This is a genomic window from Amycolatopsis acidicola (genome assembly GCF_007713735.2).
Taxonomy (GTDB): domain Bacteria; phylum Actinomycetota; class Actinomycetes; order Mycobacteriales; family Pseudonocardiaceae; genus Amycolatopsis_E; species Amycolatopsis_E acidicola.
On sequence record NZ_VMNW02000019.1, the window covers coordinates 37,181 to 50,805 of the forward strand.

Genomic DNA, 13,625 nt, shown 5'->3' on the forward strand with positions numbered 1-13,625 from the left:
GGTCCGGCCGCGGTGGTCGGACATGGACGTCTTCGGGCACGTCAACCACGCGAACCTGGTGACGTTGCTCGAAGAGGCCCGCGTTCCCCTGTTGTTCGAGGAGGCGGGCCAGGCCGGGCTCGAGCTCGCCAAGGGGATGGTCGTGGTGAAACTCGCGGTGCACTACCGGTCGCCGATCGTCGTGCGCGGTCAGCGGGTCCGGGTGGAGATCTCCTTGCGGGAGCTCAAGGCCGCGTCGCTGACCCTCGACTACCGGGTCCACACCGGACCGTCGCCGGAGGACAAGATCGCCGTGGTCGCGGACACGGTGCTGGCGCCGTACGAGGTCGCCACCGAGCGGCCCCGCCGGTTCACCGACGCGGAACGCGCGTTCCTTGGCGAGAAGCTGGCGGGTGGCGATGACTGAGAGCACGAGGACGTCGACGGAACTGCGCACGGCCGACGGCGCGGACCGCGAAACGCTGGGTGCGTTCGTGGCCCGCGCCGTCCGGCTGGACGGCCAGTGCGCGGTGCGGTTGCGCAACCGCGGCAGCGAGGTGGTCGAAGCCTGGGTGACCACGCCGTTCGAGGTGCTGGCCACGCGGGCGGTGCACGGCCAGGTCGAGCCGGGCGACGTCACGGTCAGCGGGAACGAGTTGCTGGCGGCGCTGACGGTCGCGGGCGGGGACAGGATGGATCCGGGCCCGCCGCGGGACCTGTTGTGGCACGCGGAACTCCCGCCGGCCGTGAACTGGCGGCCGGTGGACGAGCTGCCCGTGAGCGTGATCGGGGAGCTGACCGACCGCGGGGTCGCGCTGGCGAAGGAGAACGCGGGCCCGCACGGGACGCCGCCCGCTTCGCTGATGGACCAGACTGTGCTGACGGTCAGCGGGGCGGAGCTCGAGGTCAAGATCCCGATGCGGTGCCTGTTCGCCTTGTCCGGCATGGGTTTCGCGGATTCGTCGATCGAACAGGACGTGGTGCGGGTGAGTGCCACCAGCTCGTGGCTGAGGCTCGACGCGCGCTACGGGGCCGTGCTGCGACGCCGGCAGGCTTTGCTGCCGTTGCTGTTCTAGGACCAGAGCAAGTCAGACCCAGCTGTTCATCATGCTGTGCGCGGCCATCTCCAGGTACTGCCACAGCTGCTGGTCCAGCTCCTTCGGCAGGTCGGCCTCGTCCACCGCCACGCGCATCGCGCGCAGCCACGCGTCGCGTTCGATCGGGCCGACCTTGAACGGCGCGTGCCGCATCCGCAGCCGCGGGTGGCCGCGGCGGTCGGAGTAGGTGTGCGGCCCGCCCCAGTACTGCATCAGGAACAGCCGCAGCCGCTCCTCGGCAGGGCCGAGGTCCTCTTCCGGGTACAGCGGCCGGAGCACTTCGTCCTCGGCCACCTCGGCGTAGAACCGGGCGACGATCTTGTGGAACGTCGGCTCGCCGCCGACGGCTTCGTAGAAAGTCGTGGGTTCGCTCAGTTCGGACACCCCTCTATTGTGCCGTGCCGGTTCCGCTGCCCTGTCCGAGGAACCGGCCCAGCGGCGGTTCGAACCCGGCTTCCTCGACCGCGGCGATGACCGTGGCCCGCAGCGCGCGCTGCACCGACCACTGTTTCCCCGGCCGGGTCTTGACCGTCATCCGGATCTCGATGCCCTCCGGGGTCACCTTCTCCACGCCCAGCACCTCGGGCGGCCCGAGCACGCTCTCCGACATCGGCTCCTCGGCGACCGCCGTGTTCGCCGCCGCCGTGAGCACCTCGATCGCGCGGTCCACGTCCGCGGTGTAGCTCAGCGGCACGTCGATCACCGCGTTCGCGTAGCCCTGGCTGGAGTTGCCCACGCGCAGCACTTCGCCGTTGCGGACGTACCAGACCGTGCCCTTCATGTCGCGCAGCGTGGTGATGCGGAGGCCGACGGACTCCACGGTGCCGCTCGCCTCACCGATGTCGATCACGTCGCCGACGCCGTACTGGTCCTCCAGCATCATGAACATCCCGGACAGGAAGTCCTTGACCAGGTTCTGCGCGCCGAACCCGAGCGCGACGCCGACGATGCCCGCCGACGCGATGATCGGGCCGAGGTTGATCCCCAGCTCGGCGAGTATCTGCATGAACGCGAGCCCGAAGACGATGAACGAGGTGACCGACTTCAGCACCGAGCCGATGGTCTTGGCCCGCTGGCGGCGGCGTTCGATGATCATCGGGCCGAGGATGTCCGGCGCGCGCTCCCGCAGCGGGCGCAGGATCGCGGGCAGCCGCCTGCCGTTGCCGTTCCCGTTGTTCCGCGGCGTGGTGGCGCGGTCGATCAGCTTCCGGACCACCCAGCGGATGAGGAAGGCCACCGCGAGGATCAGCACGATCTTGATCGGCTTGGCGACGAGCCAGCCCGCGGAGGCCGCCAGCCACTCGTTGTGTGTGATCTGAAACACCTGATAGCACCAGCTGCCTTGCTCGCTGATGCACGCCGGTGGTTCGGAGAGGATGAGGTTCACGAGGGAGCTGTGCCCCTTTCTCGCCGTCAGCGCCCGACTTCACCGAAGCGTCGGACAGATGTCACAGGACACGTCTTCTAACACAGGTGCATTTACGGTGTGATCTGTGGTCGACTATGGCTGCACCGGTGGAGGTGGTCGAGTGCCAGACCGACAACCGATCCCCCTCGGCGCCCCCGACCATCCCGCGGTCGGGTCGGCGTCGGAGGTAGTCCTGTGCGCCTATCCGGGTGGGGCAGCGCCGTCGGCGCACCACCCGAGTGGGCCACCTTCGCGAGGCGGGGGCCGAGGCGCCCGCCCGCCGGGACAGCGTAGAGGTCGGGATCCGTCGGCTGGCAGCGGCCCCGGCTGGGGACGCAGGCGGGTGCTCCTGCTCAACGCCACCTACGAACCGCTCACGGCATTGCCGCTGCGCCGGGCCGTGGTGCTGGTGATGTGCGGGAAGGCCGAGGTGGTGCACGGCGATCCGGCCGGGCTCACCCTGCACGCGGCCACGGTGTCGCTGCCGGTGCCCTCGGTGATCCGGCTGTCCACCTACGTCCGCGTGCCCTACCGCGCGCAGGTGCCGCTCACCCGCGCCGGGCTGATGCACCGGGACCGCTACCGCTGCGCCTACTGCGGCGGCCGGGCCGAGACCATCGACCACGTCATCCCGCGCAGCCGCAAGGGCCCGCACAGCTGGACCAACTGCGTGGCCTGTTGCGCGAAGTGCAATCACCGCAAGGCCGACAAGCTCCTTTCGGAGCTGGGCTGGCATCTGCGCGTGGTGCCGACGGCGCCGCACGGGCCGCATTGGCGCCTGCTGGTGCACTCCGGGGACGCCGACCCGTTGTGGCGGCCGTATCTCGGCGTGGCCGCCTAGGTCAGGACGTACCGGCGCCCCGACTGCCGTTGGCGGCCGGGGCGAGCCGACGTCGTCGTCTGTGGTGCGGTGTGCTCAGCTGGCGGTGACGCGCGTGCCGCGAGTGACCCTCGTGCCGCAGGTGACCCGCGTCCCCCTCGTCACGCGCGTGCCCCTCGTGACCCGGGTGCCGGCCGTGACACGTGTGCCCCTCGTCACTCGAGTGCCGGCCGTGACACGCGTACCCCGAGTAACGCGTGTGCCCCGCGTCACCCTCGTTCCGGCGGTCACCCGCGTGCCCCGGGTCACTCGGGTGCCACGACCCTCGACCGTGTCGATCAGTGACAGAGCGTGGCCGTCGTTGGTCTGAGCGGGGGTAAGGGAGAGGTTCATGATGTGTCCTCCGGGGACCCAGTGCGTTACCGATTGGGATTGGGGAGCGGGGCGCAAGGCCCGTACAGGTGAAAAACTACGAGCATTTGATCGCGGGGACAAGCCGATGGCACAGGGTGCGGCCGGCCGTACGGTGAGTTGCCATCTTTCGCGGCAGGCGTCTTCGGCCCATCGCGCCAACGGAACCGTGGCACACGGCGGACGGCGGTCTTAGCGCGACGAGCGGTCCCGACGTGCCCTTCCCCGTGGCGGGCGGATAGTCTGGCCGGTGTGAACATCGTCGAGACGATCCTGGTCTACGCGCTGATTCCGGGCGCCATCTACGGCGTGGTCGCGCTGGTGACGCTGCGCTCGAAGTTCGCCGGAACCCCGCGGTACCGCCCGGGGCAGCCCTGGGAGTACGCGCCCATGTGGTGGAGCGGCAACCCCGATGGCATCGGCGCGCACCGGCAGGTGACTTCCGGCCAGACGGCGGGAACGGCAGCAGGAGGTGCCCGTGGCAGCTGGTGAACTCGTTCAGCAGGCCCAATCCGATGAGGCCGAGTTCGGTGTCGGCATCTACCCGACCGGACGCCGTTCGGTCGCCAGGATGTACGAACCCGCTGCTCCGTCCAGCCCATTCAGCACTGCCCAGCTCGCCAGGCTGGACGAGGCGCTGACGCTGTCGAGCCGCGAGACGGGCGTCGACTTCAGCGTGTACCTCGGCGAGCTCGGTTCGGACACGCGTGAGGCGGCCGAGAAGCTGCACGCCTCCATCGGCGAGGGCGCCGGCAACGCGGTGCTCATCGCGGTTTCGCCCGGCGAGCGCGTCGTCGAGGTGGTCACCGGCAGCGACGCGTACACGCGCCTGCCCGACCGTGCCGCGAAGCTGGCCGTGATGAGCATGGTCGCGTCCTTCAAGGAGGGCGACCTCATCGGCGGCCTCGTGTCGGGGCTGCGGATGCTGTCCGACCAGGCGGGCTCCGCGCCCAAGTAAGCGCATTCAACGGAGAAAGGCCGGCCTCCGCGAGGAGGCCGGCCTTTTCCGTTCCCGGGTGTCAGCTCTCGTCGAAGTCCCGGGCCGCGAGCGCCCGCACGATGCCGGCGCGGCCCTCGGTGACGAGCCGGCGCAGCGCCGCCGGACGGTCCCCGGCCAGCCACTCGTCGGCGGCGTCCACAGTGGACCGTTCGATCGCCCAGGACGGGAACAGGCCGACCACCGTCGGCTGGGCCCGCTCACTGGAGCGGCGCTGCCACACCTCGTCGATCACGTCGAAGTAGGTGCTCACGTACCCGGCGAGCAGCTCCTTCTGGCCGGGGTGGGAGAACCCGCCGATGATCGCGTTGCTCATCGCGTTCGGCAGCTCGTCGTCGTAGACCGCGCGCTGCCACGCCTCCGCCTTCTTCTCCGCGTCCGGGCGCAGCGCCCGCGCGTGCTCGGCGTGGCGGCGGCCTGCCGCCGTGTCGTCGCGCGCCAGCTCCGCGTCGATCTCCGCGTCGGCCGCTTTGCCATGCGCCACAAGGGCGTTCAGCAACCGCCAGCGCAGGTCCGCGTCCACGGTCAGCCCGTCCAGCGGGGCCGAACCGTCGAGCCAGCCGGCCAGCACCGCGAGCTTCTCCTCGTCCAGCACCGAGCCGGCGAGCGAGTTGGCGAACGCGAGCTGGTGGTCCGAACCCGGCTCCGCGGAACGCGCGAGCTCCAGCAGCCGCGAGGTGAACTCCGGCCAGCCGCGCTCGGCGGCCCAGGAACGCTCGGCGTAGGAGTTCAACGCCGTCTGTGCCTGCAGCAGCAGCCGCTGCACGACGCCGACCTCGGTCTCCGCGTGGATGCCGTGCGAGACGATGGCGACGAAGTCCCGCGCCTTCAGCTCGGCCTCCCGCGTCATCTCCCAGGCGGCCGACCAGCACAGCGTGCGGGGGAGCGGTTCGGTGATGTCCGCGATCCGGTCGACCAGGGTGGTCAGCGAGCCGGTGTCCAGCCGCATCGTGCAGTAGGTCAGGTCGTCGTCGTTGACCAGCACCAGTTTTCCGGACGGGGTGCCGACGAGCTCGGGCACCGCGGTGACCTCGCCCTCGACGTCCAGCTCGATCCGCTTGGCGCGCACCAGTTTCCCGTCGACGTCGTCGTACACGCCGACTGCCGTGCGGTGCGTGCGCAGCTCGCCCGCGCCCGGCTTGGCACCGGTCTGGACGACCTCGAACTTCGTGAACCTGCCGTCGGCGTCGGTCTCGTACCGCGGGCGCAGCGAGTTGAGGCCCGTGGTCTCCAGCCACTGCGCGCTCCAGCCGGACAGGTCGCGCCCGGACGCTTCTTCCAGCGCTGCCAGCAGATCCGCCAGCGTCGCGTTGCCCCAGGCGTGCTTGCCGAAGTACACCCGCAGCCCGGCGAGGAAGTTGTCCAGCCCGACGTAGGACACCAGCTGCTTGAGTACGCTCGCGCCCTTGGCGTAGGTGATCCCGTCGAAGTTCACCTCGACCGCCTGCAGGTCGACGATGTCGGCCGCGATCGGGTGCGTCGAGGGCAGCTGGTCCTGCCGGTAGGCCCAGGACTTCTCGATGTTCGCGAAGCTGGTCCACGCGTGCTCGTACTCGGTGGCCTCGGCCTGCGCGAGCACCGAAGCGAAGGTCGCGAAGGACTCGTTCAGCCACAGGTCGTCCCACCAGCGCATGGTGACCAGGTCGCCGAACCACATGTGCGCCATCTCGTGCAGCAGCGTCTCGGCGCGGCGCTCGTAGGAGTAGCGGGTGACCCGGCTGCGGAAGACGTAGTCCTCCAGGAACGTGACCGCGCCGGCGTTCTCCATCGCGCCCGCGTTGAACTCCGGCACGAACAGCTGGTCGTACTTGGCGAACGGGTACGGCGTGGCGAAAGCCTTGTGGTAGAAGCCGAATCCCTGTTTCGTCTCGGTGAAGAGGCGGTCGGCGTCCATGTGCTCGGCCAGCGAAGCGCGGCAGTAGATGCCCAGCGGGATCGTGCCGTGCTCGTCGGTGTACTGGTCGTGCCATTCGGCGTACGGGCCCGCGATCAGCGCGACCAGGTAGGTCGAAATCCGGTCCGAGGCGGCGAACACCGTCTTCGTGGCGCCCTCCGGAGTCTTCTCCGTGGACTCGACCGGCGCGTTGGACACGATCTTCCAGTCGCTGGGCGCGAACACCGTCAGCCGGTAGACGGCCTTGAGGTCGGGCTGGTCGAAGCAGGCGAACATCCGCTTCGCGTCCGCCGTCTCGAACTGGGTGTAGAGGTACACGGCGTTGTCGACCGGGTCGACGAAGCGGTGCAGGCCCTCGCCGGTGTTCATGTAGCGGCAGTCCGCTTCGACGGTCAACTCGTTGGACGCGGCCAGTTCCGGCAGTGCGACCCCGTCGTCCTCGACGTAGCCGGACACGTCGAGCGCGGTTCCGTTCAGCGTCGCCGAGCGCACCGAGGCGGCGACGATGTCGACCCAGGAGCTCTCCCCGGGGCGTTCGCTGGTGAACCGGACTGTGGTGGTGGAGTCGAAGGTCTTCTCGCCCGGACCGCCTTGGCCATCGGTCAGGTCCAGCACGATGTCGTACGACTCGACTTCCAGCAGTGCGGCGCGCTGCTTGGCTTGGTCGCGGGTCAGGTTAGGGGCGGGCACAGGCACCTCGTAGCGCTAGCGGTTGTCGTTTCGGCTTTCCGACCATCCAATCATGGATGAGGAGGGGAACAAGCGTCGTCCGGTTGCTGTTGGCCCCCGTTGAAAGGGTCCGCCCGCCTCGAAACACAGGGAGAGACAGATGGCCGCCGAGCCCACTCGCGTCGATTTCTACTTCGACCCCGTTTGCCCGTTCGCGTGGATCACCTCGCGCTGGATCCTGGAGGTCGAGCAGCACCGCGAGCTCGACCTGCACTTCCGCGTGATGAGCCTCGCCGTGCTCAACGAAGGGCGGGACCTGCCGGAGGAGTACCGGAAGCTGCTCGACAAGGCGTGGGGGCCCGTGCGTGTCGCGGTCGCGCTGTCGCAGCTGAAGGGGGAAGACGTGCTGCGGCAGTACTACACCGAGTTCGGCACGCGCTATCACAACGGGGGCAACAAGGACATCCCCGCGGTGATCAAGGAAGCGCTGGAAGCCGTGGGCGCCCCGCCCGAACTGGCGGACGCCGCGGAGTCGGCCGACTACGACGACGCGTTGAAGGAGAGCCACCACGAGGGTATGGACCCGGTCGGGATGGACGTCGGCACGCCGACCATCCACATCGACGGGGTCGCGTTCTTCGGCCCGGTGCTCACCTCGATCCCGCGCGGCGAAGACGCGGTGAAGGTGTTCGACGGCGCCCGCGCGCTGGCGAGCTACCCGGACTTCTTCGAGCTGAAGAGGACCCGCACGGGTGAGTTGAACTTCACCTGATCCGGTCGCGCTGGGCGCGGACGAAAGCGGGATCCACGGGCTCGCCGTGCCCCGGCACGATCGTGCCGGGGCGCAGCGCCAGCAACGCGTCGAGAGCTCGGGGCCATTCGGCGGGATGGGCGTCCGGCCCGACCGACGGCGGGGCGCCCTGTTCCACGAGATCCCCGGCGAAAACCACGCCGGCGTCCGGCACGTGCACGGCCACGTCGTGGTCGGTGTGGCCGCGGCCGGGATGCAGCAGCGTCACCGTGCGGCCGCCCAGATCCAGCCGCACTTCCTCGGTCAAAGTCGCTGTCGGCGCAACGAGTTCCGCTTCGGTGAGCCTCGCGGCCAGCTCCGGCTTGTGCTCTTCGCGGAAGCGCGCGGCCCACTTGCGGCGGTCGGTCTCCGCGTCCGCGCGCATCGCCTCGGCGCACCGTTCGTGCGCCCAGACCGCGCACGGCAGGAAGGCTTTCGTGCCGAAGTAGTGGTCGAAATGCGCGTGCGTGAGCACCACGAGCCAGGGCAGCGCGGTGACCGAACGGATGGCCGCGGCGAACTCCGCGCCCTGCGTCTCGTCACCGCCCGTGTCCACCACGAGACAGCGCTCGGCCCCCACCACCAGGCCCAGCGTCAGGTCGAGGTACTCGTGCCGGCGGGCCAGCACACCGTCGGCGACCTCCGTCCACCGCATGCCGTCGAGGATGGCAGACTGCGCAGCGTGCGTGTCTACTTGGGATCCGACCATGCCGGTTTCGAACTGAAGAACCACCTGGTGAGCCACCTGCGCGAGCAGGGCCACGAGGTCACCGACATCGGCCCGGCCGTCTACGACGCCGCCGACGACTACCCCGCCTTCTGCGTCGAAACGGCGCGCCGGGTGGTGGCCGACGAGGGCAGCCTCGGCATCGTCATCGGCGGCTCCGGCAACGGCGAGCAGATCGCCGCGAACAAGGTGCGGGGCGCGCGTGCGGCGCTGGCCTGGAAGCCGGAGATCGCGGCGCTGGCGCGGGAGCACAACCACGCCCAGCTGATCGGCATCGGTGCCCGGATGCACACGGTCGAAGAGGCCGAGGCGATCGTCGCGACCTTCCTGGCCACCCCCGTCTCCCCGGACGAGCGGCACGCCCGCCGCGTCCAGCAGCTGCTCGACTACGAGCGCACCGGCACCCCGCCGCCGTTGCCGGCCTGATGCCCGAAGGCCACACCCTGCACCGGCTCGCCCGCCTTCACCAGCGGCGTTACGCGGGCGAGCCGGTGGAAGTCTCCAGCCCGCAAGGAAAGTTCGCGGCCGGAGCGTCCCTTGTGGACGGACAGGTGTTCGAGAAGGCCGAGGCGTACGGCAAGCACCTGTTCCATCACTACCCGTCCGGCACGGTGCACATCCACCTCGGGCTCTACGGCACCTTCACCGAGGGCAGGATGCCCGCGCCGGAACCCGTCGGCCAGGTGCGGATGCGGCTCGCCGGCCGTACACAGTGGACGGACCTGCGCGGCCCGAACCGGTGTGAGCTGCTGACCCCGGACCAGGTCGACGCCATCAAGGCGCGGCTGGGCCCGGATCCCCTGCGCCGGGACGCGAAACCGGATCTGGCGTGGGAGAAGATTTCGCGCTCGCGGACTTCGATCGCGGCGCTGCTGATGGACCAGTCCGTGCTCTGCGGGGTGGGGAACGTCTACCGCGCGGAAGTGCTGTTCCGGCACGGGATCGCGCCGATGCTGCCCGGCAGGTCGCTGGATCCGGTGCAGTGGAAGGAAATCTGGACCGATCTCGTGGCGCTCATGCGTGTCGGCGTGCGCACGGGACGGATCGACACGGTGTCTGACGAGCATCTGCCCGAGGTGACCGGGCGGGCGCCGCGGCAGGACCGGCACGGTGGTGAGGTCTACGTCTACCGGCGCGCCGGGCAGCCCTGCCTGGTCTGCGGAACTCCGGTGGCACATCAGGAACTGGCAGGTCGGAACCTCTACTGGTGCCCGGCCTGCCAGCCTTCCTGAGGTGGCTCAGAAGTCGAAGTCCCCGCCACCGCCGAAGTCGCCGAAGCCACCCATGTCGCCGCCCCCGAAGTCACCGCCGCCGAAGTCGCCCTGGTCGCCGCCGAAGTCTCCGCCCTGGTCACCGCCTATGTCTCCACCGGCGTCGCCCATCGCGTCCTCCTGACCCGCGTCGTAACCCGACTCCCACGCCGAGGCGCTGGCTATGCCGCCCATGCCGGAGAACATCGCGTCGAACAGCAGCATCGAGCCGATGCCCCAGGCACCCGCGACGAGCGCCGTCTTCCACCAGGGCGTGCTGTACCAGCCCTGCGGAACCGGGCGCCCGGCCACGCGGCCGCCGGGGTAGTAGTACGGCGTGTTCGCGCCAGGATCCGGCGAAGCCTCGTAGCTCTGGCCCTCGACGTCGACCTTGCGGTGCTCGGTGACCTTGCCGGCGCGCTCGCGCTCCAGCTCCTCGGGCAGCTTCGGGCCCGGGTCGATGCCCATCGCCGTGCGCGCCGCGCGGACGTAGTAGAGGCCTTCGAGCGCGGTTTCCTTGACCAGCTTGGCCTGCTCGACCGTCTGGGCCTGCTCGAGCTGCGAGCCCGCGGCGTTGTAGCGCTCGGAGGCGTCGGCCATCGCCTGCTGGGAGGCGGTGTCGGTACCGGTCAGGTTCAGCACCTGGCCGCCGAGGCGCTCGACCAGGCGGCGCGCGTCCGCCTTGGCGTCGTCCAGCTGGCGCTGCCGGTTCTGCGCCTGGGACTTCGCGAAGTACGCGACCGCCCCGATGATGATCAGAAGGAGCACGATCAAGGTGATCGCGGTGCCCATCGCTGTCTCCCAAGTTTCGAGGTCTTGAACCGGACAACGTGGACAGTAGCTCCGGTGTTCCCAGGAAGCGCCCAGCCCCCGCTCAGTAACGCGTGCTCTCGACGAAAACTAGAACACGTTATAGTCTCGCGGGCATGAAGTTCAGCATCTCGGTCGCGATGAACCCCCTCGAACAGTTCGGCGAGCTCGCGCAGACGGCGGAGGAGTGCGGGTTCTCCTCGGTCGTGCTGCCGGACTCCCTGTTCTATTCGGAGTCGGTCTCGGCGGACTATCCGTACACCCCTGACGGCAACCGCTTCTGGAACGCCGAAACTCCGTGGGCCGACCCGCTGGTCGCGGTCGCGTCGATGGGGGCGGTCACCAGCGAAATCGAGTTCTACACCTCGGTGATGAAGCTGGGCTCGCGCAACCCGGTGCTGCTGGCGCGGCAGGTGAACTCGGTCGCGGCGTTCACCGGCAACCGGTTCGGGCTCGGGCTCGGCGTCGGCTGGTCGCCCGAGGAGTTCGAGTGGTGCGGCGCGCCGTACGCCAACCGCGGCAAGCGGGTCGACGAGGCGATCGAGGCGTTGCGGCTGATCCTCGACGGCGGGATGGTCGAGTACCACGGGAAGTACTTCGACTTCGACAAACTGCAGATGAGCCCCGCGCCGACCAAGCGCGTGCCGTTCTACATCGGCGGGCACACGGAGGTCGCGCTGAAGCGTGCGGCGTGGGTCGGCGACGGCTGGTCCAGCGCGATGATGAAGCTCGAGGACATCAAGACCACGATCAACCGCCTGAACGAGCTGCGCGCCGAGTACGGCAAGACCGGGCCGTTCGAATTCCAGGCCGTGTGCATCGACAGGTTCGGGCTGGACGGCTACCGCGAGCAGGCCGAGGTGGGCGTGACCGACGTGATCACGCAGCCGTGGGTGTTCGACGGGATCGGCTTCGGCGACCCGATCGGCCCGAAGAAGGATTCGCTCAAGAAGTTCGCCGACGAGATCATCTCGAAGTTCTAGGAGTTCCCCGATGGGCGTGGAAGTTTGCTGGGACACCGCCGTTTCGCAGCCGCCGGCGCGGCTGGCGTCGCTGCGTTCGATGGACGCGGTCGTGCGCGGCGCGAAGGAGGAGTGGCTGAAGCTGTTCGCCGCGGACGGCGTGATCGAGGACCCGGTGGGGCCCTCGATGTTCGACGAGGCGGGGAAGGGGCACCACGGGACCGAGGGGATCTCGAAGTTCTGGGATCTCACGATCGCGAACGTCGAGAAGTTTCAGTTCACCATCCGCGATTCGCACGCGGCCGGTGACGAATGCGCGAACGTCGGCACGATCACGACGTATCTGCCGGGCGGTTACCGCGTGGATACCGACGGAGTCTTTGTGTACAAGGTGAACGAGGGCGGTCTCGTCGTGTCGATGCGGGCTTTCTGGGAGACCGAGCGGGCGATGGCGACCGCGCGCAAGGTCGAGGAGTGATCGTCGTGCCGGTGCGCCCGGAAACGGCGCACCGGCACGCCTTTTGTCAGCCGGCGAGTACTTTTCCGTGCTGCCGCGCCACATTCTCGGCTTCGGCGTGCAGTTCCGCGGCCGCGTCCTTGAACTGGTCGAGCGCCGGGTTCACGCCGACGAGCGTGAACTCCTTGGTGACCACGCTCAGGTCGACGCGCCAGTTGTCGACGAGGATGCGTTCGATCCAGCCGATCGCGTGATCCCAGCCTTCCCGCGGGGTGCCGGGGGAGTAGTTGCCGCCGCGGACCGTCACGAGCACGCCCGGCTTGCCCGCGAGCGCGGGCTCGGTGCCGGGCGCCATCCGCGGGTCGGTGAACACGAGGTCGACCCAGGCCTTGAAATGCTGTGACACGCCGAAGTTGTAGAGCGGTACGGCGAACAGCAGCGCGTCCGCGTCGAGCAGCTCGCTGGTGATCTCCGCGGCGAGCGCGACCGCTTCGCGCTGCGCGGGCGTGCGCTCCGACTCCGGGGTCGCACCGGCGCCGACGGCGTTGGCCCAGGCGTCGGAGGGCAGGGGTTCGAGACCGATGTTCCTCGTCACGACCTGCTCGCCGGGGTGGGCCGCCCGCCACTCGCGCTCGACGATGTCGGCGACCTCGCGGCTGTGCGATCCGTCGAGCCGGATGCTCGCGTCCAGGCGGAACAGGGACATGTCGTGCCTCCAGGGCTAGGTATGGAGAAGCTACTAGGAAAAAACTAGCACAGGTCTTGGGGTCGGTACTATGGCCTTCGTGACGGCCACCGAGCACGGCACGCTGTGCGACACCCAGGCGCTCGACTCCGCGCTGAACCGTGCCTTCGGTTTCCTGGGCAAGCGGTGGAATGGCGTCATCCTGGCCAGCCTCGCGCTGCGCGGCCCCGTGGGTTTCGCCGACCTGAAGCGGCAGGTCGGCAAGATCACCGACTCCGTGCTGTCGGACCGGCTCACCGAACTGGCGCTGACCGGTCTGGTCGTGCGGACCGTCTCGGACACCCGCCCGCCCACCGTGAGCTACGAACTCACCCCGGCCGGCGTGAACCTCATCCCGGTCTTTCACCAGCTGGCCGCGTGGGCGGCGGAAAACCTGCCGGAGAAGGAGTGCTCGGCACATCCCTGCTCGAGTTGAGGGTTCGGTTGTGCCGCCGTTAGGTTTGCGTCCGTGGATGCCGAGGTTTCGAAGAACGGCTTGATGCCTTGATGACCGCCCGCATCGCTCTTATCTTCTTCGGCGGCAGTTCTTCGGATCCGTCTCGGCAGATCTGGTGTTGCCCCCTGATGGCGGACTCGGGTTTGTGGAGTCGATGGCTTGGCGTCAGCCGA

General features: G+C 69.1%; 17 protein-coding genes. 11 read left to right on the plus strand and 6 right to left on the minus strand.

What is annotated here, in order from left to right:
• The first annotated feature begins 22 nt into the window (after window positions 1–22).
• Together FPZ12_RS15660 and FPZ12_RS15665 are read left to right on the plus strand one after the other, a co-directional pair.
• Window positions 23–406, plus strand: a complete 384-nt coding sequence (locus tag FPZ12_RS15660; RefSeq protein WP_166462757.1) for an acyl-CoA thioesterase — start codon at window positions 23–25, stop codon at window positions 404–406.
• The gene (locus FPZ12_RS15665) at window positions 399–1,055 is read left to right on the plus strand and encodes a DUF8010 domain-containing protein (RefSeq protein ID WP_144751268.1); all 657 of its coding nucleotides are present in this window, start codon (window positions 399–401) and stop codon (window positions 1,053–1,055) included. Before FPZ12_RS15660 ends, FPZ12_RS15665 begins: the two co-directional genes overlap by 8 nt.
• A 12-nt stretch (window positions 1,056–1,067) precedes the next feature.
• Here the strand turns inward: FPZ12_RS15665 and FPZ12_RS15670 are convergent, their stop codons facing one another.
• Together FPZ12_RS15670 and FPZ12_RS15675 are read right to left on the minus strand one after the other, a co-directional pair.
• Window positions 1,068–1,451 carry a globin gene (locus FPZ12_RS15670; protein ID WP_144751345.1) on the minus strand — a complete coding sequence of 128 codons (384 nt, stop codon included), beginning with the start codon at window positions 1,449–1,451 and terminating at the stop codon, window positions 1,068–1,070.
• A gap of 13 nt (window positions 1,452–1,464) precedes the next feature.
• Window positions 1,465–2,463: a mechanosensitive ion channel family protein gene (locus tag FPZ12_RS15675; protein ID WP_144751266.1), complete on the minus strand. Its 999-nt coding sequence runs from the start codon at window positions 2,461–2,463 to the stop codon at window positions 1,465–1,467.
• A 364-nt stretch (window positions 2,464–2,827) separates the two neighbouring features.
• Here FPZ12_RS15675 and FPZ12_RS15680 point away from each other — a divergent pair, with 364 nt between their 5' ends.
• The 3 genes from FPZ12_RS15680 to FPZ12_RS15695 all read left to right on the plus strand — a co-directional run bounded on the left by FPZ12_RS15680 (window position 2,828) and on the right by FPZ12_RS15695 (window position 4,673).
• Entirely contained in the window at window positions 2,828–3,325 is a 498-nt protein-coding gene (locus FPZ12_RS15680; protein WP_144751263.1) for an HNH endonuclease, read from the plus strand.
• 642 nt (window positions 3,326–3,967) lie between these two features.
• Window positions 3,968–4,207, plus strand: coding sequence for an aa3-type cytochrome oxidase subunit CtaJ (gene ctaJ, locus FPZ12_RS15690; RefSeq protein ID WP_144751258.1), 240 nt, complete (start codon window positions 3,968–3,970; stop codon window positions 4,205–4,207).
• Window positions 4,194–4,673, plus strand: a complete 480-nt coding sequence (locus tag FPZ12_RS15695; protein ID WP_144751256.1) for a DUF5130 family protein — start codon at window positions 4,194–4,196, stop codon at window positions 4,671–4,673. Before ctaJ ends, FPZ12_RS15695 begins: the two co-directional genes overlap by 14 nt.
• Window positions 4,674–4,734: 61 nt before the next feature.
• Here FPZ12_RS15695 and pepN read toward each other — a convergent pair whose 3' ends face one another.
• The gene (gene pepN / locus FPZ12_RS15700; protein ID WP_144750329.1) at window positions 4,735–7,296 is read right to left on the minus strand and encodes an aminopeptidase N; all 2,562 of its coding nucleotides are present in this window, start codon (window positions 7,294–7,296) and stop codon (window positions 4,735–4,737) included.
• 139 nt (window positions 7,297–7,435) lie between these two features.
• On the opposite strand from pepN, the gene FPZ12_RS15705 reads away from it, so the two are divergent.
• Entirely contained in the window at window positions 7,436–8,047 is a 612-nt protein-coding gene (locus tag FPZ12_RS15705; protein WP_144750326.1) for a mycothiol-dependent nitroreductase Rv2466c family protein, read from the plus strand.
• On the opposite strand, the gene FPZ12_RS15710 is transcribed toward FPZ12_RS15705, so the two are convergent.
• Window positions 8,040–8,720 (minus strand): MBL fold metallo-hydrolase, encoded by a 681-nt coding sequence (locus FPZ12_RS15710; protein WP_144750324.1) that lies wholly within the window; start codon window positions 8,718–8,720, stop codon window positions 8,040–8,042. The genes FPZ12_RS15705 and FPZ12_RS15710 overlap by 8 nt on opposite strands.
• Window positions 8,721–8,747: 27 nt before the next feature.
• Between FPZ12_RS15710 and FPZ12_RS15715 the strand changes: the two genes are divergently transcribed.
• A complete protein-coding gene (locus FPZ12_RS15715) occupies window positions 8,748–9,218 on the plus strand; it encodes a ribose-5-phosphate isomerase (RefSeq protein WP_144750322.1) in 471 nt (156 codons plus the stop codon).
• Complete coding sequence (locus FPZ12_RS15720) at window positions 9,218–10,024, plus strand: Fpg/Nei family DNA glycosylase (RefSeq protein ID WP_144750320.1); 807 nt, start codon at window positions 9,218–9,220, stop codon at window positions 10,022–10,024. Before FPZ12_RS15715 ends, FPZ12_RS15720 begins: the two co-directional genes overlap by 1 nt.
• A 6-nt stretch (window positions 10,025–10,030) precedes the next feature.
• On the opposite strand, the gene FPZ12_RS15725 is transcribed toward FPZ12_RS15720, so the two are convergent.
• Window positions 10,031–10,834: a hypothetical protein gene (locus tag FPZ12_RS15725; protein WP_144750318.1), complete on the minus strand. Its 804-nt coding sequence runs from the start codon at window positions 10,832–10,834 to the stop codon at window positions 10,031–10,033.
• 134 nt (window positions 10,835–10,968) lie between these two features.
• Between FPZ12_RS15725 and FPZ12_RS15730 the strand changes: the two genes are divergently transcribed.
• Together FPZ12_RS15730 and FPZ12_RS15735 are read left to right on the plus strand one after the other, a co-directional pair.
• A complete protein-coding gene (locus FPZ12_RS15730) occupies window positions 10,969–11,835 on the plus strand; it encodes a TIGR03619 family F420-dependent LLM class oxidoreductase (protein ID WP_144750316.1) in 867 nt (288 codons plus the stop codon).
• 10 nt (window positions 11,836–11,845) lie between these two features.
• Window positions 11,846–12,292: a nuclear transport factor 2 family protein gene (locus FPZ12_RS15735; protein ID WP_144750314.1), complete on the plus strand. Its 447-nt coding sequence runs from the start codon at window positions 11,846–11,848 to the stop codon at window positions 12,290–12,292.
• 46 nt (window positions 12,293–12,338) lie between these two features.
• Here FPZ12_RS15735 and FPZ12_RS15740 read toward each other — a convergent pair whose 3' ends face one another.
• Window positions 12,339–12,977 carry an FMN-dependent NADH-azoreductase gene (locus tag FPZ12_RS15740; protein WP_144750312.1) on the minus strand — a complete coding sequence of 213 codons (639 nt, stop codon included), beginning with the start codon at window positions 12,975–12,977 and terminating at the stop codon, window positions 12,339–12,341.
• A gap of 70 nt (window positions 12,978–13,047) precedes the next feature.
• Here FPZ12_RS15740 and FPZ12_RS15745 point away from each other — a divergent pair, with 70 nt between their 5' ends.
• The gene (locus FPZ12_RS15745) at window positions 13,048–13,431 is read left to right on the plus strand and encodes a winged helix-turn-helix transcriptional regulator (RefSeq protein ID WP_144750310.1); all 384 of its coding nucleotides are present in this window, start codon (window positions 13,048–13,050) and stop codon (window positions 13,429–13,431) included.
• Window positions 13,432–13,625 lie beyond the last annotated feature (194 nt).